We start from the raw sequence: 22,486 nt of genomic DNA, 5'->3' as shown, positions 1-22,486 counted from the left end.
TCCGCCAACCCTTAGGGGGCTTTGGGAAAGCCTAGAGCCGCTTAACCATTCGGATCGGATGGGGTTAAAAAACCCATATTCACAGTTCAGAATTTGAGGCCTTGAAAGGAACAAGAAATCGCAAAAGCAATCAAGACAATTGGCATAATAGCAGGCGCGGTTGCGTTGGTTGCGGGAACGATTGCAACCGCTGGTATCGGAAGCGCGGCTTTTGTGTCTTTTGCTGGCCAAGTAGCGGGACCGCCTGCGCAAGTTTCTATCCCTGCCGAGATTGCGGCAATCATTACAGCGGGCGCGATTAAGCGCCCTCCAGATTAGAACGAGGTTGCCATGACATTACAGAATGGAATGAAGCTCGGCGGCAAAGCCATCCTGTGGGCCGATACAGCGGCATACGACAAGGAAAGCGGCAATCTGCTAGGATATATCTCGAAAGCCTTCCAAGGGCTTGAATGGCCATTTGTAGGCACTGTTACGACAGTAGGTTGCACCCCTGCCGAGATTGCCGAGCAAGTTGGCAATGCTTATCCGTCGAATCTAGGCGAGTTGCTGGCGGCGGCTACGGAAGCAAGCAAGAGTGCAGTGGAGCGCGGCGCATTTGCGCGGATATTGCTGGCAGTTGCAGACAACGGAAAACCCCGCCTGTTCATTGTGAGCGGTTGCGACATTGACGGGCTAGGCGTTCCGCATGAGCCGCTAGAAGTCGAAGCTTGGACCTCCTCTCATTATCGGGATGCGCCTATCCTAGATGGCTTTCAAAAGGGCTGGACGCGGCACCGGATGAAAAAGGCGATTGCACACCAATGCGACACGCCTGCGCACTATATGGGCCTTTCTAAGCCGGGGATATATGTGGGCGGCAATGTCGTTCGCTACGAGGTTAGCGCCAAGGGCGTTTCGAGCGCGGTTGAGAGAGCCGTTTAATCTGCGCAGCGGCTATTGCACCGCGACAAATTCAGTCAGGCTATCACCAGGACCAAAACTCTCCGTCATTTGAACGCCTTCAGCGTTGATGGAATGGGTGATTGTCGAGCCTTTACCGGACCAGCCACTTGGGCCTGTTCCCGGACCAGCTTCATCGATCATTCTTAGATCAACCCGCGAGCCTTCCACACGGCAGTCGTATTTGAACAGCTTTTGATCCGATTGGCGGGTGTAAGACAGGCGGACTAAGTTGATTTCGGCAACAGTTCCAGAAACGTCCGCAACGGACTCACTACCTCGGAATGCAGCGGCTGCTCTACATACCCTAACTAGATCGTCACTTGATAATGGCTCAGTTGGCGCGCTAGCCACTGCCTCGCTTTCCATCGGTGGGGCTTCCCCATCTTCGCTTGGGGACCCACAAGCAGCTAAAACTAACGCAAAGGTTACAACAAGTTTTTGCATGACTTTTTCCATTTTTGGATGCCCCATGTCAGTTTGACCAAACTGGCTTCAGTTTTAGCGTAAACGAATGAGAATATGGAACAAGAGAGTTAAGAGGTGACTTGCCAGAGTTCTGCATTTGTTCCAACTGCCAGCGATGGGAACACAGCGACTCAACAGCATCTCAGACTACATCCGAAACAACTACCTGTTGAGGGTGGATTGCGCTTGTGGGCGCGTGGTGGTGCTGGACCCCGCCAAGCTTCTAAACCTATGCCAAAAGAACAAATGGCCGCACCATATGGACAAGATCGAGCGGCGGTTTAAGTGTGGCGATTGTGGGCGAAGGCCTAGGCGGATTGGGCCTAGTTTTGGAGGTCTAAATTCGACCCAATAAGAAGCCACTCACAGCTGAGATGGTCGAGGTTAGTGTGGTGAACCAGAGTGGGTGAAGTTCATGCCACTTTTCAGCTTTAGGAGCCGTCCAGCCTATTTTATGGGCCTGTACTTCAACTTTCGATTGAGACAACGATAAATCTAGTCTCCGAAGGTATTCTGGATTGAGGTCGTTTTCGCCGCGCCACATCGATTGGGCTAATTCTTCACCAATATCAGCAAAAATATTGCCAATCATTTTCTCGAACTCGTCGTGGGTGTTTAGCCATACTGACTTGCGTTTAGTGAAGCCGTTTGCAAATTCTGATAAAGTTAGCTCGACTGCCCGTTCAAGACGTTCCTTGAACTTCTCCGTCGCCATTTCCACCCCGACTGTGCCGCCGAAATTTCCCGTCATTGAGAGGGTTGTGTTAATCGTTCGACAGTCTTGGCTCCACAACAAACGAGCATCACGCAAGTAGTGTCCAGCGCGTGATACTGCAAAATTCTCCAAAGGAGTTTTTTTGTTCAAACGTGGTATCAAATGTGGGGACGCCCTTATCTAAAAAGAAGAAGGCCCATAAAAAACAAAGACTTAAGCCAAGGTGGTGGCTCCCCGAGTTGGATTCGAACCAACGACCAAGTGATTAACAGTCACCTACTCTACCGCTGAGCTATCGGGGAACAGCCCTTATCGCCGCGAAGTGTCACGACAGGGGTGGGCCTATATGGGGGCAGGAATCGTTTGGCAAGCCTATCTTGCACCGTCAGACCATGAATTGTTCTGCGACAATGCGTTCGTCAAGCGAATGACCGGGATCAAACAGCAATGTAAGTTCCGAATCGCCTGCGATTTCAATGCTTACTTCGGCGATGTCCCTGATTTCCTTTTGATCCGCGACAGCAGCAACGGGCCGCTTGTCCGGCTCGTTGACACGGAAACGGATTGTTGACCGGTCTGGCAGGATGGCACCGCGCCAGCGGCGCGGGCGAAACGGACTTATAGGGGTAAGGGCGAGTAATTGGGAATCGAGCGGCAGGATTGGACCATTGGCTGACAGATTATAGGCTGTGGACCCGGCGGGTGTTGAAACAAGCACGCCATCGCCAACCAGCTCCCTGATTCGCACGCGTTCATCCACCGATACTTCCAGCTTAGCCGTCTGACGTGTTTCACGTAGCAAGCTGACTTCATTGATCGCACATTCGACATGGATTTGACCGTCGCGAGTTGTGGCCTCCATCCGGAGTGGCGCAATGCCGATGGAGCGCGATCGATTGACTTTTTCGAGCAATTTCACACCGGGACGATATCGGTTCATCAAAAATCCGACGGTACCTCGATTGATGCCGTAAGTCGGAATTATCCGTCCACTATCGAGCATCGAATGCAGCATGTGCAGCATGAAGCCATCACCGCCGAGCGTTACCAGCGCGTCAGCCTGCTCAATCGGTACCCAATCATGCGCATCGCGTAATTCGTCTGCGGTTTGTTGGGCCTTGGACGTATCGGAAATGGCGAGTGCCAGCTTCCTGAAGCCGTGATTGCTGCTCAAAAACCCCTCCTGTTCGTGATGTGCAATCTCGCATTCACGTATGGCGACCCTATGGTGAGCTGTGCCATTTGGCAACGCATGGCAAATCGCTGCATTACTTGACGCGGCACTGAGTTAGAGGAAGGACATGGCCAATGCTTTGCAACCTGCACCAACCGTATTTCCAAATGCCGCCGGCTTTGAGGTTTCCATGCGCGATGATCTGACCGGTCTTGCGGGTGTCGCTACTGCTCGTGCAAGGCTATCCGAATGGCAAAGCGCCGCAGGTGCCAAGGGCAAAACCGCACCGGTTCATGCGATGCTGATCGGTCTGGGCCGGTTTGATACGGTCAATCTGGCTTATGGCGAGGCGGCCGGTGACCGAGCCCTGGTTGCGATTGCACAACGCATTTTGCACTTTGCAGAAGATGAATTTGAGGAAAGTGAATGGCTTGCGGCGCGGCTCGGCGGCGGGAAGTTCTTGCTGGCGGCGCATGAGGCCTGCAACCGCGAGCGCTGGCAATGGCTGGGCGAAGCGTTAGCTGATGCGATCGCCCACCCCATCGCTGATCTTGACGGTGCAGGGACCCTGCGTCTGTGGCCGCGAATTGCGCTGATGCGGCCTGCGCCGGGCGAAGGGCCGTCTATGATCTTCGATCGGCTCGCTGAAACGCTTGAACAGGCAAGAGGCCAACACAGCCGCCGAGTTTTGTGGGCCGATGGCGGCCTGACTGTGCCTGGTCGGCGCAGCGCCTTGGTAGAGGCTGATTTGCTAGCTGCAATTGACCGTGATGAAATAGACTTGTTGTTCCAGCCGCAGGTTTCCTTGAAGGATAATACGGTAATCGGTGCTGAGGCGCTGGCGCGGTGGCAGCATCCTGAACTGGGGCGCATCGGTGCGAGCCAGCTGTTCGCGATTGCCGAGCGTACCGATCACGTCGCGCAATTGTCTCGCCACATCGCCAAGACCGCGCTGGAAAGTGCCGTGCTTTGGCCCGAGGGATTGAGGCTTTCGATAAATGTCACTCCAGCGGATTTGGCAGCGCCAAGTTTCGCGGATGAATTGTTGTCGATTGTCGAGGTATCGGGGTTCGATGCGAACCGGCTGACTCTGGAGATTACCGAGCATGTTTTGCTCGACGAGCTGGAGCGCAGCGCGGCAATGTTGCACAGCTTGCAGGATGCAGGGGTCCGGATCGCGCTGGATGATTTCGGGGCTGGTTTCTGCAATTTCAATTATCTGAAAATCCTGCCGCTCGATGCGATCAAGCTGGATCGTTCGATGGTTGACGGGATCACCGAAGATGAGCGGGACCTCGCCGTTTTACGCGGCATTCTGGCCATGGCCAAGGCGCTCGGCCTGAGCGTTATTGCCGAAGGTATCGAAACCGAAGCCCAACGCGCACTCGTGGCCGTTGAGGGTGCTGATTATTATCAGGGCTTCTTGTGCGCTACCCCAATGGGCCAGAAAGAATTTCTGCAATCCGTAAACAATTGAGGCAGGATTAGGCAGCCGCCTTTCGCGCTTTTCGAGCAATATTGCCGAGACCCTTGGTTAGCTGGAACAGGCCGTTGAGGCGTGATTGCGGATCGCTCCACGCGCGGTTGATAACCAGCTTCATGTCGGGACGTAATTTCGCAGTATTTTTCAATCGGTCAACATACGCAATCAGGCCGGGTCCGTCGGGGAAATCATCATTGTGGAATGTGACCAGCGTGCCGCGTGCGCCGACATCAATCTTGGCGATATTGGCCTCGATTGCCTGATGTTTGATTTCGATTAGTCGAATCAGGTTCGATGTCGCATCAGGCAAGGCGCCAAACCGGTCGATCATTTCTGCCGCCATTGCCTCGATTTCAGCCTTGTCTTTCGCATCATTCAAACGCCGGTAAAGCGCCATGCGAACGGCCAGGTCTGGCACGTAATCTTCTGGGATCATGATCGGCGCATCGACGGTGATTTGCGGACTGACCTTTTCACGGTCTGGCGACAGTCCCATAGCGCCAGCTTTAACCGCCAAAATCGCATCTTCCAGCATTGATTGATACAGCTCGAAGCCGACCTCGCGGATATGGCCCGATTGCTCGTCACCCAGCAGATTGCCAGCCCCGCGAATATCCAGATCGTGACTGGCAAGCTGGAAGCCTGCGCCGAGGCTGTCGAGGTCGCTTAACACCTTAAGGCGCTTCTCGGCAATTTCGGACAATTGCTGGTCTTTGGGATGCGTGAGATAGGCGTAAGCACGCAATTTTGACCGTCCGACGCGTCCGCGCAACTGGTATAATTGGGCTAGGCCAAATCGGTCGGCGCGGTGGATGATGATCGTGTTGGCGCTCGGGATATCAAGTCCGCTTTCGACGATGGTTGTCGAAAGCAGGACCTCATATTTGCCCTCGTAGAACGCGCTCATCCGTTCCTCGACTTCTGTCGGGGACATTTGCCCATGCGCGCTGATTGGCTTGATTTCCGGAACATGCTCTTTGAGCCATTCTTCGACATCGGCCATATCCGAAATGCGCGGCACGACGATGAAGCTTTGCCCGCCGCGATGATGTTCACGCAGCAATGCCTCGCGCATCACCATTTCGTCCCATTCCATCACATAAGTGCGCACCGCGAGCCGGTCGACTGGTGGTGTCTGTATCGTGCTGAGTTCGCGCAATCCGCTCATCGCCATTTGCAAAGTGCGCGGGATTGGCGTTGCCGTGAGCGTCAGCATATGAACGTTGCTGCGCAGTTGCTTCAGCTTCTCTTTATGGGTTACGCCAAAGCGCTGTTCTTCATCCACGATCACCAACCCAAGGTTTTTAAACTGGGTTGATTTGGACAGGATCGCATGAGTGCCGATGACGATGTCCATGGTGCCCGCTTCGAGCCCCTCGCGTGTTTCCTTGGCTTCTTTTGGCGGGACCAAGCGCGACAGGCGGCCAACCTTTAGCGGGAAACCTTCGAACCGCTCTGTGAAATTGGTGAAGTGCTGGCGAGCAAGCAGCGTAGTGGGCGCCACAACCGCAACTTGTTGTCCATTCATAGCGGCAACGAATGCAGCGCGCAAAGCGACTTCGGTCTTTCCAAATCCGACATCGCCGCACACAAGCCTGTCCATTGGGCGGCCGCTTTCTAGATCGCGCAGTACATCTGCAATCGCAGCTTCTTGGTCATCGGTTTCCTGCCATGGGAAACGGTCGACGAATTGGTTGAAACTTGCCTCTTCGGCCTCAAAGATGGGCGCCTTCTTCAATGCCCGCTCAGCCGCAACCTGCATTAACTCGCCAGCAATGGCGCGGATCCGGTCCTTCAGGTTCGACCGACGTTTCTGCCACGCTTCGCCGCCAAGCCGGTCGAGCATGACGGCATCTTCTGATGAGCCGTAGCGTGACAGGACATCGATATTTTCAACCGGGATGAACAGCTTGTCGCCGCCCTTATATTCCAGCATCACGCAGTCATGCTGGCTTTTGCCGACCGCAATCGGCTCCAACCCCAGATATTTGCCGATCCCGTGTTCGATATGAACCACCAGATCACCGCGCCCGAGTGCTGACAATTCTGCCAGAAAAGCGTCTGCATCCTTCTTGCGTTTCTTGCGGCGGACAAGCCGGTCACCAAGAATGTCTTGTTCGGTAAGCAGTTCCAAATCGCTGTTTGAAAAGCCGCTATCGAGCGGCAGAACCATCGCGACAGGCTGCCCCTTGGCCGCAAGCCCAAGCGCCTGTTGCCATGTGTCGGCGAGCGCGGTTTTGGTGCCAGCCTCGGACAGGATCGACGCGATGCGCGACCGGCTGCCTTCTGAATAGGTCGCAAGCAGCGGTTTCTTTCCAGCCTTGCCAATTGCCTGAAGATGATTTGCAGCCGCTTCGTATATATTGTCACCCCGGGCGCGTTCGGGGGAAAAATCGCGCGCTGAAGCAAAGCCGAAATCGAGCGTTTTGGCGCTTTCAGGTTCGGCGAAAATCACGGTCCGGTGGATTGGCCAATCGGTTAGATGACCCTCGAACTCCTCACGGCTCACGTAAAGCGCGCTTTCTTCGAGCGGTCGGTAGCTACCCGCCGCCTGTCCTGCCGCCTTGGCGCGCGATTGGTGATAATCGGCGATGTCTTTCAGCCGATCATCACCTGATTGGATGGCGCCGCTATCGATTATGATCTGGTCCTGATCGGTCAAATGATCGAACAAAGTCGCCAACCTGTCTTCAAACAGCGGAAGCCAATGCTCCATGCCTGCAAGGCGGCGTCCTTCACTCACCGCTTGATACAGCGGGTCGCCTGTTGCCGTTGCGCCGAACATTTCGCGGTAGCGCGCGCGGAAACGCTTGATGGTGTCTTCGTCCAGCAAAGCTTCGCTTGCAGGCAGCAGTAGATGCGATTTCAGTATGCCGGTGCTAGTTTGCGTTGAAGGATCGAACAGCCGCAAGCTTTCCAACTCGTCGCCGAAGAAATCGAGCCTTAGGCCCTGATCCAGACCCGACGGGAAGATGTCCACGATTGACCCGCGAACGGCATATTCGCCAGCGTCCACCACAGTATCCGCGCGGGAATAGCCTTGGCGCTGGAGCAATGCGGCCAGGCTTTGGCGGCCGATTTCAACGCCGGGCTTGAACTCGCGCACGGCCTCTCGCACGCGGAACGGTGTCAGCACGCGTTGCAACACAGCGTTGACGGTGGTGACGAGCAGCTGCGAGCCGGTTTTGCCGACATTTAGCCGGTGCAAGGCAGACAGCCGCTTTGCGCTCACCGTCAGGGCGGGGCTGGCCCGGTCATAGGGCAAGCAATCCCAAGCCGGAAATTCGATGACTTCCAATTCCGGCGCGAAATAATGGGCTGAATCAGTGATCGCACGCATTGATGAATCGTCAGCAGCGATAAATACCGCGCGGCCTTTGGATGCTCGCGCCAGATCGGCCAGCACCAAAGGCTGCGCCCCACGGGCCAGTGACGACAGAGTTAGCGGCGTTTTGGCCGAAAGTATGCGGTTGAGATCAGGCATCAGGGGGTCAAGCTCTGGCTGCGGCGGATGTTCCCGCCAGATGGTTGCTTCAGCGCGGAATATTTACGTAATCGAGCTTCTGCATCAATTCCATGTGCGGTCCGGCGAAGACGGGCGGTGTCGGCTGCGATTTCAGCGCCCAAGCCATGATGTCCACATCGTCTTCATCAAGCAGCGTTTCAAACCAAAGCAAATCGGGTTCTGACCATTGATCATGATAGCGGTCATAGAACCCGCCAATCATATAATCGGCTTCCCGCGTGCCACGGTGCCATGAACGGAACTTGGCGCGAGCGAAGCGCGATGCGAGATCGGTATTTTCTGACATGAAAGCGCGGGTAGGGCACTCGCCAAGTGCGCGCAAGAAGCTATAGGGTACGCTATGCGTCCCGATTTGCTCAATGCTCTGTTTGCCGAAGTCGAAACGCTCGATGGCGTTGGACCGAAATTGAAGAAGCCACTCGACAAGCTGGGCCTCACCCGCATTCGTGATGTCGCTTACCATTTGCCCGAGCGTTTCGTGACGCGGCGTTCGGTCGCCAATCTGGATGAGGCCAGCGTTGGTGAACAAGTTGTGGTCGCACTGACCCCGACGGAGCATAAAGGTTCGTCGGGCCGAGGTCCGTACCGCGTCCTTGCGCAGGATGAGATCGGCAATATCTGCTCGCTGACCTATTTTGGACGCGCTTCATACACAGCTAAGAAATTGCTCCCGGTTGGCGAGAAGCGCTGGATTGCGGGGCGGATAGACCAATATGGCCAAATGCTCCAGATCGTGCATCCGGACCATGTTGTTGAAGCGAGCGATGATACGCTCGTCCGTCTGTGCGAGCCGGTATATTCACTTTCGGAAGGTCTGACCCAGCCGAAGATCTCAGGGCTCGTAGAACAAGCTTTAGCGCGTTTGCCAGATTTGCCTGAATGGATTGAACCGCGTCAATTCGAAGCGGCAAAGTGGCCGTCATGGCGCGATTCTTTGAAACTGGCGCATAAGGGCGAGCATGAGGCGGCGCGCGAACGGCTCGCCTATGACGAATTGTTGGCAAACTCGCTGGCACTGTTGCTGGTGCGGGCGGATAATCGCGAACGCAAGGGCCAAGCGCTAATTGGTGACGGGCGGCTGCGCGAAAAGCTTGAATTGCCCTATTCGCTGACCGGAGCGCAAGCGCGATCAGTTGCCGAAATTGAAGGTGATATGGTTCAGCAAACGCCGATGCTCCGGTTGCTACAGGGCGATGTGGGCGCGGGTAAGACGGTGGTTGCACTGAAAGCAATGCTGATCGCTGCGGAGGCTGGCAAACAGGCCGCCTTGCTCGCACCAACTGAAATTTTGGCGAGGCAGCATTTTGAGACTTTGCGCGTAATGCTGCGACCTACTGGCGTTGAAATCGCGTTATTGACCGGGCGGGACAAGGGCAGGGCGCGCGAATCCATTCTGATGGGACTGCTAGACGGCAGCATCGATATGGTAGTCGGCACCCATGCGATCTTTCAGGACAGCGTGAATTACAAGGATCTTGCGCTCGTCGTAATTGACGAACAGCACCGTTTTGGGGTCGCTCAGCGCTTGATGCTGTCAAATAAAGGCAGGTCCACTCCGCATACTTTGGCAATGACCGCGACACCAATCCCGCGCACGTTGACGCTGGCGCAATATGGCGAAATGGATGTCTCTCGGCTCGACGAAATGCCGCCGGGACGCCAACCTATTGATACCCGGGTTGTCGCTCAGGAGCGGTTTGCCGATGTGGCTGACGGGGTGGCGCGGCACATTGCCGGGGGACAGCAAGCCTATTGGGTTTGCCCGATGGTCCGCGAGAACGAGAATGAGGATATCGCCGCTGCCGAAGCGCGTTACGCAGGCTTGAAAGAACGGTTCGGTGATCAAGTTGTTCTCGTTCACGGGCAATTGAAGCCTGACCTTAAAGACGCCGCGATGGAGCGGTTCGCCAGCGGCCAAGCCAAGCTCCTGGTTGCTACCACCGTGATCGAAGTCGGCGTTGATGTTCCCGCCGCGACCTTGATGGTGATCGAACAAGCCGAACGATTTGGCCTTGCCCAATTGCATCAATTGCGTGGGCGAGTGGGGAGGGGCTCGGAAAAATCGGTGTGCCTGCTACTACGTGGCCATACTCTTTCGGAGACAGGGCGTGAGCGGCTAGCTTTGATGCGTGAAACACAGGATGGATTTTTACTCGCCGAGGAAGATCTGCGGCTGCGTGGCGGGGGTGAGCTTCTAGGCACGCGGCAATCGGGCGACACCCCGTTCCGCGTCGCAACGCTCGAGCAGATTACCCGGCTCTTGCCAAAAGCCCATGATGACGCGAAAATACTGATGGAGCGCGATGGCGGCCTGTCCGGAAAGCGCGGAGAGGCCGCACGGATTTTGCTGTATCTTTTTGATCGCGATTGGGGCGTTCAAATGCTTAGGGGCGGATAGAAAGTCTGAACGCGGCACTCGACGAAGAACATTTGCCAAACTCCCGCAATTCTGACCTTATTAGGGCCGTGTCTAATTGCGGGCGCCGAGCAGTTTTAGTTGCGGCCCCAATTCGCGCCTAATTCAGCAAAAAATCATATTAGAACGCAACTTGCGCGCCGACTAATGCGACATTGGTATTGGCGTCACGGTCTGACCATGTGCTGCCATCGGGGAAGTTCCCTCCGCTTAGGAAGTTCAGCGGAACAAAGCCGTCGACATGGACGAACTCAGAGAAGAGATTGATATTGGCGGAGGCAAACCAGGACAAGCCGAACACAGCCTGATTCTGGCGTTCCCATGGTGCACCATCGGCACCTGCAATGAATTTCGAAAATTCACCTGAGACCGCAAATTGCCGGCCTTGCTGGCTCGATGATTTCGGGCCGAATGCATACCGTCCGCCGGCGGTGAAGGCTTCAGTCTTAACAGCCGGGAATGCGCTGAGTGGATTGTTCGGAATTGGCACTGCGCTGCCTGGCAGCGGCTTGGTAGTGCTGGCATATTCGCCGATCAAGGTCAGGTCGCCATAATTAACCTTGCCGTAGGCTGCCCATTCAGGATTATTGTCCTGACACGGTGTGAAGTGGACCACCGGATAGCCTTGGCAATATGCGCTGCCATGTTGATAGCTGGCACCGGCCATGATCTGGTTTCCTTCGCCGCCAAGCGAAGTGGTGTAGCGTGCATCAACTGCGAAATTGTTGAGCCTTGAAGGTACACTGGTTCCATTTACCGGAACATTGGCTGCGCGGAATTGCGCGCCGCCTTGAATGGCCATGGCTCTTAAAGAAAGACCATTGGTCTCAAGCCCGACTTGTGCGCCATAGGCGAGGCCGGAGAAAGCGTGCCAACTTGTCGAATTTGTAAATGGGCTCACGCTGTCATTCAGGCCAAATGGCGTGTCCATTTTACCGACGAGGGCATAGACCGGGCGCTTCTCGAGATTGCCAAACATTACCCAACCGCGGCGTAGCTGGATCTGGTTGCGAGTAAGGGCGGTGATGGTGCCTTGGCCAAAACTCTGCTGCGGATCGTAGAGAAGCTCCGCATAGGCAGTGAAATCATCATCCAAACGGGCAGTTACAGCCAATTGTGCGGAGTGTATCACAGCTTCGGATACGTCCTTGCCAATCTGGTTCGCAGAGGTCGGGTTGCGCATCAGATAGCCGAATTTATCAGCTGTATTGCTCCATTGCTTATCCATGAGGACAGTCGCGCCGCCCGATAGGGTCACACGGTTCTTAAGCTGGCCATTTGCGATAGCGTTCAATTGGACCAGCGGACGTGTGTTTACATTTTCCGAATGGTCCAGAATCTTGTAAGAATAGGCTGAATTGGTGCCCACGATGCCATCTGGCGATTGTTCTGTTGCAATCGCCTGCACAGGCGCAGGAGGAACTGCCTGAGGTGCTCGCAGAGCCGGTACCGCTTCTCGGCTTTCCGGTTCCGCTTCCAATTCTTCGCGCAACTCCTGATTTTGAGCTTCTAGCGCTTGAATGCGCTGTTCCAGAATTTGGAAACGTGCTTCCAAACTGGCATCCTGAGCAAGAGCAGGTGCGGAGATTGTCATCGCAGCGGCAGCAACGGTTATGGCAAGAGATTGCAATTTCACAGATAGGATTCCCAGAATGAAGAAATGTTCAATCCGCCCTATTCGCAATCAGCCTATTTTTTGGTTAACGCAGGTTCAGCTTATCTGAAGTTTTTCAGTACGCCTCAGTAAGAAGTCTGCTGTTTGAGAGATTTGACCAAGGCGTCTGCGGCCCTACTGACGTCATCCCAAGTGACGTCAAAACCGGCATCGTCGCCGTAATAAGGGTCTGCAACAGTCCGTCCCTCATATCCGGCAAGCGTATCCATAAGGAGCATTATTTCGGCCGAATTTTCAGTTCGAGCCATTTGCAGAATATCGGCCAGATTGCTCTCGTCCAGGGCGAAAATATGAGTGAAGTTTATAAAATCGCTCTGTTTGATCTGGCGGCCCCGATAATGACGGATGTCGGCACCATTCCGCGCCGCTGTGTCAATGCTACGTGGGTCTGGAGGAGCGCCGATATGATAGGCTGCGGTTCCGGCGGAATCTGTTTTTGCGTCCAGTCCGGCTTCCTGAGCGGCCAAGCGGAATGCTGCTTCCGCCAGCGGAGAGCGGCAGATGTTGCCTAGACAGACGAAAAGTACAGCTGGTTTTCGTTTCATCCAGCCGTCCTACTGGACCCAGAGCCATCCTCGCAATAGGCTGACGATAATCAGGAGAATATTCGCATGAAGTCATTTTTTGCCGCCGCGCTTTTGAGCGTTGCCATAGTCGCTCCAGCCTACGCCGCCCCCGCTGATGATTACACGCAGCTTCGAGAAGAGATTTGGCAGTGGACACTAGACAACAGCCCCTATCTGGCGACCAGTATCGGCGACCGCCGTGGTGACGGGAAACTGGGCGATCTATCGATTGAGGCATATGACCGGCAAATAACTGAAACAAAAGCATATCTAGCGCGGCTTTCCGCGATTGATGAAGACGCATTGCCGCAAGATTTGCGGGTTGATTACGCGATATTGTTGCAAAGCCTGAACGACAATATCGAAGGGTCTGCGTTTGACCATACCCGCTATATTTTGTTCACCAATCGCGGGGCTTGGAGCAGGGCGGTGGATTCCCTGCCGTACAGCTCGCCGCTATTCACAGAGGCGGATTATGAATCCTACTTGGGCCGTCTGGAAGCTTTTCCCGCAATCAATGCGCAAGGGATCGCACGGTCGCGCGAAGCGGTGGCGCGCGGGCTGACGCAAGCTTGCCAGCCGATGAAGGGTTTCGAAGAACGGATAGCAGAGGGCAACAAGCAGAACGCGGAAGATTCGCCAATATTCAAACCCTTCTACGGAGAGCGACCCAGCTTCATTGCCGAAGAGAAATGGGAAATGATGAAGGAGCGCGCCGCAGCAGCGATCGAAGATGGCGTATATCCTGCGAATGCCGATTTCCTGGACTTTTATGTCCGTGAGTACATGCCAAATTGCCGGACGGGTGCGCCCGGTGTGTCCGGTACGCCGGGCGGGAAAAACTATTACGCTTACCGTGTCCGCAGTTTCACCACGACCGATATGACGCCTGATGAAGTTCACAACCTTGGCCTGTCAGAAGTTGCCCGCATTCGCGCTGAAATGGTTGAAGTGGCGCGCGAGGCCGGATTCGCAAGCCGTGAAGAGTTTATCGAGCATTTGCGCACAGACCCCAGATATTACGCCAAAACTCCCGAAGAACTGATTATGCACGCGAGCGCATTGGCGAAGCAGATCGACGGGTTTATGCCAAAGCTTTTCGGTAATTTGCCGCGTCAGCCATACACCGTATCGCCTATTCCGGCTGCGCAAGCACCGGGCAACACGACCGCCTATTATGAGCGAGGATCGCTGGCGACCGGACAGCCGGGCATTTACCGCGTCAACACGACTGAACTGGATCAACGCCCTTTATGGGAATTGCCTGCCTTGGGCGTGCATGAAGCGGTGCCGGGGCATCACCACCAAATCGCCTTGCAACAGGAACTGGATATCCACCCTTTGCGCGCAAACGGCACGTTCTTCACGGCATTTGTCGAGGGTTGGGGACTCTATTCCGAACGCCTCGGCATCGAGATGGGACTGTATGATACCCCTGCCAAGCAAATGGGCCGGCTCAGCTATGAAATGTGGCGTGCAACGCGGCTGGTGGTGGACACCGGCATCCATGACCAAGGTTGGAGCAAGGAACAAGCAGTCGCCTATATGCTCGACAATACCGCATTGACGCCCGGTAATGTCGATGCCGAGGTCAATCGCTATATCACGCGGCCGGGCCAAGCTGTCGCTTATAAAATTGGCGAGCTGAAGATTCGTGAATTGCGCGATAGAGCTAACGATGCGCTGGGCGAGAATTTTGATCTCCGGGCGTTTCATGATGCGGTGCTTGAAAATGGTGCTGTGCCGCTTGATGTGTTGGAGAACCATATTGATCGCTGGATTGCCGCTCAATTGTCGGCCGAATAGCAGAGGTGTGGCCATCGGGCTTCTAGTCAGCGTAGGTTCATCGCTCTCGGCATGATATAGTGTTACATTTAAGGTAAGAGTTCTGAACTTTTGCCAGCCTAAATTTCTTGGGAGTGGAAACATGCGCCTTACTAAACCGTTACTGTTGGCCGCCGCAGCGGCTTTCGCATTGTCTCCGCCAGTTTCGGCTGCCGAAGAACGCCCTTCGCCGCAATTAAGTGCAACCGTTGACGGGGTCGTTGGTGAAGACAGCCAAGAGCTTTCCATTGAACGCCTCGACATAGAGGTTCGCCGCCATGGCAGCTTGGCGACCACCGAAATGACTGTGCGCTTCGCAAATCCGACAGACCAGACCTTGGAAGGGCAATTTGCGCTTTCTATGCCCAAGGGAAGCATTGTGACCGGCTATGCTCTCGATGTGAACGGGGTGATGATTGACGGCGTCTTGCAGCCACGTGACCGGGCTAGAGTGGCGTTTGAAAAGCGCGTCGTGCGCAGAATCGATCCGGGATTGGCCGAAGTCGATTTTTCCGACCGGTTCGAAACGCGGGTCTATCCAATTTTCCCGAAGCAGGGTCGCACTATCCGCATCCGTTTTGTCAGTCCGCTCGACACGGGGCAGCGCTATATTCTGCCGATCGAGACCAGCGAGGTTGGCAATTTTTCGATCAGCATACGAGGCATCACGCCAGATAGCCGCAAAGGCATCAAATGGCGCGCAGATGGCGCCAATTTCATCGCCACCGGAAATGGAGAGATCGACGGAGAGATTGCGTTCGATGCCCCCGTTAAAGATGGGCTGACAATGAGCGAGCATCCGGGCGAGGGGGCATTCTTTGAGCTCAGCGGAGAAACTCCGACAGGAGCAGGTGATTCCAGTAAAGGCGCCCTGACTATTGCATGGGACCGGTCGGTTTCGCGGCTTGATGATGAGCTAGTGCGCGAAGCGGGCCTTGCCGAGAAAATCGCGAGAGAATTGGGCGTGTCGAGCGTGCGCTTGGTGTTGTTCGACAGCGGCCAAGCCGAGATACGAAACGTGGCAGTCAAGGACCTCGGCGGTGTTCTGGGGAATGTGCGCTATGCAGGTGGCACCAGCTTCGATGGTTTGGCCAAAGCATTGGCGGACAGCAACGGGACTTGCATCCTGTTTACTGATGGGCGCGCCACAATTGGAAATCGCGAGAATTTGTCAGCGGCAGGTTGCCGGTTGGTCGCGCTAGGCTCCGGACAGGAATCGGACCGTGCCTGGCTTGAAGGACAGGCCCGGATGCTCGGCGGGACCTTTGTCGATATAGGCGGGGCCAAGGACGAAGAGGTCGTCCAGTTGGCACTTACGCCCTCTGCCTTGCCGACTGTAACCGATAGCAACAAGAGGGCGGTTGAAGTGCGCGCATTGCCTGCTGCTAACGGGCGTTACCGTTTGGTCGGGCCGATGCCGCAAAATGGTGAGCTGATGGTCGATGGGGTGGCAATCCGGGCATCCTCTCCGCTGATTCCTAATTTCACCGCGCCGGGCGCGCTTTGGGCTGCGCAACATATCGCGCTGTCGAGAGATGCAATGGGTAGCGAAGAATTGGCGGAGCAAGCGAGGCGATGGTCAGTCGCGGTCCCGGGTGTGAGCTTTATCGTGTTGGAAACGCCTGAGGATTATGTCGAAGCAGGCTTTGTTCCGCCAGGCAGCTATCCCAAGGACTTGAGAGCGCGGTTTGACCAGATCAAAGATCAGCAAGAGGCAATCGCGCGCGATTTCGACCAGGCCTACCGTGATGAACTGATTGGATATTGGGAAGCGCGGAAGCGGTGGTGGGCCGGCCCGCAGCGTAACGTGAATAAGAGTCGTGCCGATGCGGCCGTGGACGCTGTAACTGAGGAAGCTGCGGCGGAATCCCGCCCCATGGCACCACCGCCATCGCCGATTGCTGTTTCGCAGCCCCCTCCGCCGCCGCCAGCACGCGTTACTGGCGGCGCCAATGATAGGCTGGAAAGTGACGAAGACCGTATTATCGTTACTGCCTCTCGTATTCCTCAGCGGCTTCAGGAAACGCCAGTTGGTGCTTCGGCAGTGACCGATGAAGAAATTGAAATAGCTGGCGATGTGACTGTTGAAGGTATTGTCGGGGATGGAGCCAGCCAGGAGGGTGAGCGTTCCAACGTCAGTTCCGGATTGCGCGATGATCTGAGGGAAACAATCGAAACTGCGGAATGGTCGGTAGACCGCCCTTATATCGCCGCATGGGCCAAGGCGGGACCCGATTGGCCTGCAGCCGTCGCCAATACCGAAAAACAGTACGGCTCAATCCCGCTGTTCTATCTCGATCTGGCTGAATGGCATTTCCGCGCTGGCCGAGAGGCAGAAGCGAGGCGCGCTGCCGAAGCTGCGCTTGATTTGCCATCCAAGGACAATCAGACTTTGGCAATCGTCGCCCAAAGGTTGCTGCGATACGGGGACGCAGATCGCGCCATATGGCTGCTCAAACTGCTGGCAGATACCGAATCTGACCGCCCGCAACCTTTGATGGCTCTGTCACAGGCCTATGCCGAACGGGGCCGCCGGACCGACAATCGCGACGATATCGTCGAAGCGCAAAAGATCATGGTTGGCGTGGCGATGAAGCGTTGGGAGGGCATTTACGAAAAAGTCGGCGAGATTGCCTTGGCTGAAGCTAACGCACTGATAGTCGAGCTTGGTGGTCAGCAGGCGGAAGGCGTGATGCTCGATTCGCAATTTGTCGCGGCTTTGCCGGTTGATGTGAGGGTGGTAGCGGAATGGAATACGCCGCGCACCGATCTGGATCTGTGGGTGCGTGAGCCATCGGGCGAAGAAGTTGGATTCAGCAACGAGACCTCGCGCGCGGGCGCGCGCTATACGCATGATTTAACAGGCGGCTATGGCCCGGAGGAATATCAGCTTCGTGAGGCACCTGACGGCACTTACCGGATCGAGATCAACACGTTCTCGGTCGACCGGCGCAATCCGAATGGTCCGTCTGTTGTAACAGTCCGTTTAATTCGAAACTTTGCCACGGATAGCCAAGTCGAGGAGACAATCGACGTAGAAATGCAGCCCGATGCCGAAGGCCGCAAGTTGATCGGTCGGATCGTGATTGACTGATTTTAGTTATGCCGGAGCGTTCCATTCGAGCGCTTCGGCCAAGATTTCCCGCACAGCGACTTTAGCTTTGAGCCGTGCGCCGAGCATGGCGGTTCCGCTGACCTTGCGTTGGACGAACAGCGTTTCGGCAGGCGGCAAGTGCCATGCCTCGCGGTCTGCGGCGATGCGCATTCCTTCGTCCCTGAGCACCGCCACGAAGGCCCGGTCGCCAAAGTCAAAAGGTTCCTCTCGTGCGAATTCATTGAGAATGATTTGGGTCATGTTTTCAACGCTGGCGCGGTGGCGTGTTAATGCGGCAGGATTCACGAACCCCGCGGCGGCAGAAGCAACCAGAACATCATCGGCGTCACCATCCAACGCCGCGACAAGCAGGTTCCGATAGGAAGATTGGATTTTCGCTGAAACAAGGCGTGTCGCGCCGAAATCGAGCAGCACAATCTTGCCGGTATCGGGCTGGTATTGGAAATTGGCGAAATTCGGGTCGGTTTGCATCACTCCGAATTCGAACAATTCGCGCATGACCAGACGAATAACACGTTCGGTCACTTGGTTCCGTGTGTCCTGATCTACTGTCTCAAGACTTTCAATCGGTACACCGGATTCAAAACTCATCGCGATGACACGGTCACCTGTAAATTCTTCGTCCAATATTGGCACAACAAAACCATCTTCACCTTCCAGCAACCGGCGATAGAGCTGCATTTGTTCGCCCTCGCGCTGGTAATCGGCTTCCTCATGTAACTGCGCCTTGGCGGCTTCGAGGAGCGGGAACAGTTCCAACTGCGGAGGTATCATATTGGACATTCGCAGCAGGGTCGCAACATTGTCGACATCGGCATCAATGCTTTCGCGAATGCCGGGATATTGAACCTTAATTGCTAGGGTGCGTCCGTCGTGCGTAACCGCCTTATGGACTTGACCGATAGAGGCTGCCGCGATTGGTTGCATATGAAAATCGGCGAATTTGGAGCGCCAGTCATCACCCCACTCAGCGCGCAATATTTGCTGCAATTGACGCGGCGGCATAAAATTCGCCCGATCGCGGAGGCTTGCGAGGATATTCGACAATTCAGGCGGCAAAATATCGCCCGCATCCATCGAAATCATTTGGCCCAGCTTCATCGCCGCGCCGCGCAGGTGCGATAGGCGATCTGCAAGGCGCATCGCATTACCCGGCGTAAGAATCATGTCCTCCAGTTTCGGCAATTGTCCAGTTGCCAGCCGCCTGGCCCCTTCTGCCATCATGCCGCCAGCGATCCCGCCGGCCAAGCGCCCGAAACCGGAGAGACGCGACAAGCGCGAACTGGGAACCGCACGCTGGCGGGATGGTTTCTTTGCATCTGACATAAGAAGAAGATGGTGCCTGTCGTAACTCGGGCAAGAAAGTGCCGGTTTCAATGAACAATGATATTCCGCCGCAGTCGTTCCGCTGGGTCCGGTTGCTCGGCTATTCCGGGCTGCTACCACAGGTGCTCGCGCTTTACCTATTTTTGGCTGGTGGCGAGTGGGGTTGGATCGCTCTGGCTGGCGGGTTTGCCTATGCCGCGCTGATTTTCAGCTTTCTCGGGGGAGTTTGGTGGGGTCAATCTTTGGCTAATCCGGATGCACCGAAATGGGCGTATGCCGCCGCGGTTTTGCCTAGCCTAATAGGTTTAGGGTTGTTTTTGCCATGGACGCTAGGCTGGGCTTGGCCTGAACCGTCATTGCTGTGGCTGGGACTGTTTCTGATGGTGTCACCATTGGTGGATCGCAAGCTGGGTCTTGGTGGTTCTGGTTGGATCCAGCTGCGGTGGCATCTCTCTACCGGTTTGGGATTGCTGACATTTGCTCTTGGCATCGTCAGTCTTGCGGTAAGACCATGACACAAAAAATCAGGCGGCGACTGTTGCCAGGTGCCGCCTGATTTAATCGCGTGTACCTTCGTGAAATTATCGAAGGAAATTCACGTAAAGCGCATGGATGATGCCGGGTATCACTCCCAAAATCGTCAAGATCAGATTGATCCAGAAATCGTTACTGAGACCGTGTTTGATCGCGACACCCACAGGTGGCAGAAGAATGCTGAGGATAAGAACGATAATTTGCATAGTTTAAAACTCCTTGATTGGCTTCGTAATGGTTCGCGCAAGAAGTTGTTCCAAAATGATTTTCCATTTTATCAAGCATGGCTGCGTCACGGATGCCCGGGTGGGGTGGCAAGCTGCCCCCGCCGTGTCTAGAACCAGCGCATGAACAATCCTGGCTTCCCGAATCGCCAAGCTGATGATCGCCATCCTGAGTGGCAATATCTTGATCTGATGCGCCATATTTGGCAGCATGGCAGCGAACGTGTCGATCGGACCGGAGTGGGCACGAAGTCCGTCTTCGGCGCGATCTTGCGGTTCGATCTGGCAGACGGGAAAATGCCGCTGCTAACAACTAAGCGCGTTTATTGGAAAACCGCCACGCGCGAGATGTTGTGGTTTCTTACCGGCGACACAAACATTCGGGAATTGTGCCGGCAGAATGTCCAGATTTGGACGGATTGGCCGCTCGAGACCTATCGACGCGAAACCGGTAGCGAGATAACCCGCGAAGAGTTTTCGGCTAAGATAGTCAAGGATGAGGTTTTCGCGGCAAGATGGGGCGAGCTTGGCCCCGTTTACGGCAAGCAATGGGTCGACTGGCCTACCTATCAATACCAGCCGGATGGCACCTATCGCAAAGGCCCAGGCATCAACCAAGTCGCCGAAGTTATCGAATCGCTGCGGAATAATCAGGGTAGCCGCCGTCATATTATAGAGGGCTGGAATGTCGCCCAGCTTGACCAGATGGCGCTGCCGCCGTGTCACAAAACCTATCAGTTTCACGTTTCCGATGGGCGCCTCAATTGCGCGCTCTATCAACGCAGCTGCGATGTCGCCTTGGGGTTGCCTTTCAACCTGTGGTCGGCCGCATTATTGCAACGGATGATTGCCCAGCAAACCGATCTGGAGCCAGGCGAATTCGTGTGGATGGGCGGCGATACCCATCTCTACCTCAATCATGGAGATTTGGTCGAAGAACAGCTTTCGCGGGGACCGGAAGGCAAGCCGAGGCTTGAAATTGGCAGAAGGCCGGACACAATTTTTGACTATTCTATCGAGGATTTTACGGTCGCGGACTATCTGCCGCAAGGTGCGTTGAAGGCACCGATTGCAGTCTAATCTGCAAAACTTGACCCGAGCCCGCTTGTGAAATAAAATAACGCCATCGCGTAAGATTGCATCTCTCGCTCAAAATGTGAGCGCAGGGCACTCTGGGGAGAGTAGGATTATGGCCAACCGGCCCGACGAAGCAGCAGGCAAGGGGGCAAACAAGCCCGCGCTGGAGCTTCATGTTCCCGAACCAACCTATCGCCCTGGCGACCCCGTGGACTTTGCCCATATTCACGTGCCCGAAGCTGGCGCGCAGGCGCGGCCCGACGAGGTTTGCGATGCAATCGAAACCAGTTCGCTATGCTATGATCTCGTTCGTGTTCTGGGAGATGACAACAAGGCCCATGGCCCGTGGGATCCGAAACTGGATCCGGATACCTTGCGGACGATGCTGCACTCTTTTGCCATGGTGCATGCGTTTGATGAACGGATGTTTCGTGGACAGCGCCAGGGCAAAACCAGCTTTTATATGAAATGTACAGGTGAAGAGGCGACCTCGATATCCGCCGCGATGGCTCTCGCGAGCGACGATATGATTTTCCCATCTTATCGCCAGCAAGGCATCCTGATCTCGCGCGGCTATCCGTTGATTGAAATGATCAACCAGATCTATTCGAACAAAGGCGACAAGCTGAAGGGGCGTCAGCTTCCGATCATGTATTCGAGCCGGGAACACAGCTTCTTCTCGATCAGCGGCAACCTCGCGACCCAAACGCCGCAGGCTGTGGGTTGGGCGATGGCCAGCGCGATCAAGGGCGACAGCCGGATCGCTGCGACATGGGTGGGCGAGGGCTCAACGGCTGAAGGTGACTTCCACGCCGCCTGCACTTTTGCCACAGTGTATAATGCCCCCGTCATTTTGAATGTGATCAACAACCAATGGGCAATTTCGAGTTTCTCGGGTTTTGCGGGCGGTGAACGCACGACGTTTGCAGCGCGCGCGCTTGGATATGGCCTCGCTGGGATCCGGGTCGACGGCAATGATCCGCTCGCGGTCTATGCTGCAGAGCGCTGGGCTGCCAACCGCGCTCGTGCCAATGGCGGTCCGACATTGATTGAACATTTCACCTATCGCGCAGAGGGGCATTCAACGTCTGATGACCCCAGCGGATATCGTTCGGCACAAGAGCGCGAAGAATGGCCGCTGGGCGATCCGGTAACGCGTCTGAAAAATCATCTTATTGAGCTTGGTGAATGGGACGAAGAGCGCCAGGTGGCGATGGACCTTGCCTGCGCAGAAGAAGTTAAGGCCGCAACCAAAGAAGCTGAGAAGAACGGCATCCTAGGCCATGGCCTGCACCACCCGTTCCGCACGATGTTCGAGGATGTGTTCGAAGAACTACCTTGGCATTTGAAGGAGCAAAGCGAGCAGGCGATCCGCGAGCGAGAGACCAAGTTTCCCGAAGGGAGGCCCGGATCGTGAGCAC

General features: G+C 55.5%; 17 protein-coding genes and 1 tRNA gene. 8 read left to right on the top strand and 10 right to left on the bottom strand.

What is annotated here, in order from left to right; translation table 11 throughout:
* Positions 1–330: 330 nt before the first annotated feature.
* Positions 331–924 (top strand): hypothetical protein, encoded by a 594-nt coding sequence (locus tag GRI36_RS09765; RefSeq protein WP_160598293.1) that lies wholly within the window; start codon positions 331–333, stop codon positions 922–924.
* Positions 925–936: 12 nt separating this feature from the next.
* Here GRI36_RS09765 and GRI36_RS09760 read toward each other — a convergent pair whose 3' ends face one another.
* The 4 genes from GRI36_RS09760 to GRI36_RS09745 all read right to left on the bottom strand — a co-directional run bounded on the left by GRI36_RS09760 (position 937) and on the right by GRI36_RS09745 (position 3,299).
* Positions 937–1,389, bottom strand: a complete 453-nt coding sequence (locus GRI36_RS09760) for a hypothetical protein (RefSeq protein WP_160598292.1) — start codon at positions 1,387–1,389, stop codon at positions 937–939.
* A 358-nt stretch (positions 1,390–1,747) separates the two neighbouring features.
* Complete coding sequence (locus tag GRI36_RS09755; protein WP_160598291.1) at positions 1,748–2,275, bottom strand: hypothetical protein; 528 nt, start codon at positions 2,273–2,275, stop codon at positions 1,748–1,750.
* A gap of 77 nt (positions 2,276–2,352) precedes the next feature.
* Positions 2,353–2,427: transfer RNA gene (locus GRI36_RS09750), tRNA-Asn, on the bottom strand.
* A gap of 83 nt (positions 2,428–2,510) precedes the next feature.
* Positions 2,511–3,299 carry an NAD kinase gene (locus GRI36_RS09745; RefSeq protein WP_160598290.1) on the bottom strand — a complete coding sequence of 263 codons (789 nt, stop codon included), beginning with the start codon at positions 3,297–3,299 and terminating at the stop codon, positions 2,511–2,513.
* A 127-nt stretch (positions 3,300–3,426) separates the two neighbouring features.
* Between GRI36_RS09745 and GRI36_RS09740 the strand changes: the two genes are divergently transcribed.
* On the top strand, positions 3,427–4,776 hold the full coding sequence (locus tag GRI36_RS09740; RefSeq protein WP_235902216.1) for a putative bifunctional diguanylate cyclase/phosphodiesterase: 1,350 nt from the start codon (positions 3,427–3,429) through the stop codon (positions 4,774–4,776).
* 7 nt (positions 4,777–4,783) lie between these two features.
* Here the strand turns inward: GRI36_RS09740 and mfd are convergent, their stop codons facing one another.
* Both mfd and GRI36_RS09730 read right to left on the bottom strand, forming a co-directional pair.
* Positions 4,784–8,266: a transcription-repair coupling factor gene (gene mfd / locus GRI36_RS09735; RefSeq protein WP_160598289.1), complete on the bottom strand. Its 3,483-nt coding sequence runs from the start codon at positions 8,264–8,266 to the stop codon at positions 4,784–4,786.
* Between the two features lie 49 nt (positions 8,267–8,315).
* A complete protein-coding gene (locus tag GRI36_RS09730; protein ID WP_160598288.1) occupies positions 8,316–8,594 on the bottom strand; it encodes a succinate dehydrogenase assembly factor 2 in 279 nt (92 codons plus the stop codon).
* 54 nt (positions 8,595–8,648) lie between these two features.
* On the opposite strand from GRI36_RS09730, the gene recG reads away from it, so the two are divergent.
* Positions 8,649–10,706: an ATP-dependent DNA helicase RecG gene (recG, locus tag GRI36_RS09725; protein WP_160598287.1), complete on the top strand. Its 2,058-nt coding sequence runs from the start codon at positions 8,649–8,651 to the stop codon at positions 10,704–10,706.
* Positions 10,707–10,845: 139 nt separating this feature from the next.
* Here the strand turns inward: recG and GRI36_RS09720 are convergent, their stop codons facing one another.
* Entirely contained in the window at positions 10,846–12,360 is a 1,515-nt protein-coding gene (locus GRI36_RS09720) for a hypothetical protein (RefSeq protein ID WP_328598372.1), read from the bottom strand.
* A 104-nt stretch (positions 12,361–12,464) separates the two neighbouring features.
* Positions 12,465–12,944 (bottom strand): low molecular weight protein-tyrosine-phosphatase, encoded by a 480-nt coding sequence (locus GRI36_RS09715; RefSeq protein ID WP_160598286.1) that lies wholly within the window; start codon positions 12,942–12,944, stop codon positions 12,465–12,467.
* Positions 12,945–13,010: 66 nt separating this feature from the next.
* Here GRI36_RS09715 and GRI36_RS09710 point away from each other — a divergent pair, with 66 nt between their 5' ends.
* Together GRI36_RS09710 and GRI36_RS09705 are read left to right on the top strand one after the other, a co-directional pair.
* On the top strand, positions 13,011–14,771 hold the full coding sequence (locus tag GRI36_RS09710; RefSeq protein ID WP_160598285.1) for a DUF885 domain-containing protein: 1,761 nt from the start codon (positions 13,011–13,013) through the stop codon (positions 14,769–14,771).
* A gap of 121 nt (positions 14,772–14,892) precedes the next feature.
* Entirely contained in the window at positions 14,893–17,883 is a 2,991-nt protein-coding gene (locus tag GRI36_RS09705) for a VIT domain-containing protein (RefSeq protein WP_160598284.1), read from the top strand.
* Between the two features lie 6 nt (positions 17,884–17,889).
* Here GRI36_RS09705 and GRI36_RS09700 read toward each other — a convergent pair whose 3' ends face one another.
* The gene (locus tag GRI36_RS09700) at positions 17,890–19,230 is read right to left on the bottom strand and encodes an ABC1 kinase family protein (RefSeq protein ID WP_160598283.1); all 1,341 of its coding nucleotides are present in this window, start codon (positions 19,228–19,230) and stop codon (positions 17,890–17,892) included.
* 50 nt (positions 19,231–19,280) lie between these two features.
* On the opposite strand from GRI36_RS09700, the gene GRI36_RS09695 reads away from it, so the two are divergent.
* Positions 19,281–19,745 (top strand): DUF3429 domain-containing protein, encoded by a 465-nt coding sequence (locus GRI36_RS09695; RefSeq protein ID WP_160598282.1) that lies wholly within the window; start codon positions 19,281–19,283, stop codon positions 19,743–19,745.
* Between the two features lie 66 nt (positions 19,746–19,811).
* Here the strand turns inward: GRI36_RS09695 and GRI36_RS09690 are convergent, their stop codons facing one another.
* Positions 19,812–19,970 carry a YqaE/Pmp3 family membrane protein gene (locus GRI36_RS09690; RefSeq protein ID WP_160598281.1) on the bottom strand — a complete coding sequence of 53 codons (159 nt, stop codon included), beginning with the start codon at positions 19,968–19,970 and terminating at the stop codon, positions 19,812–19,814.
* A 141-nt stretch (positions 19,971–20,111) separates the two neighbouring features.
* On the opposite strand from GRI36_RS09690, the gene thyA reads away from it, so the two are divergent.
* Together thyA and GRI36_RS09680 are read left to right on the top strand one after the other, a co-directional pair.
* On the top strand, positions 20,112–21,068 hold the full coding sequence (gene thyA / locus GRI36_RS09685; RefSeq protein WP_160598280.1) for a thymidylate synthase: 957 nt from the start codon (positions 20,112–20,114) through the stop codon (positions 21,066–21,068).
* A gap of 109 nt (positions 21,069–21,177) precedes the next feature.
* Complete coding sequence (locus GRI36_RS09680) at positions 21,178–22,482, top strand: 3-methyl-2-oxobutanoate dehydrogenase (2-methylpropanoyl-transferring) subunit alpha (protein WP_160598279.1); 1,305 nt, start codon at positions 21,178–21,180, stop codon at positions 22,480–22,482.
* The last annotated feature ends 4 nt before the right edge of the window (positions 22,483–22,486 follow it).

The organism is Pontixanthobacter gangjinensis, from assembly GCF_009827545.1.
In the GTDB taxonomy this organism is placed as follows: Bacteria; Pseudomonadota; Alphaproteobacteria; order Sphingomonadales; family Sphingomonadaceae; genus Pontixanthobacter; species Pontixanthobacter gangjinensis.
This window is presented reverse-complemented; position numbering and strand designations above follow the sequence as displayed.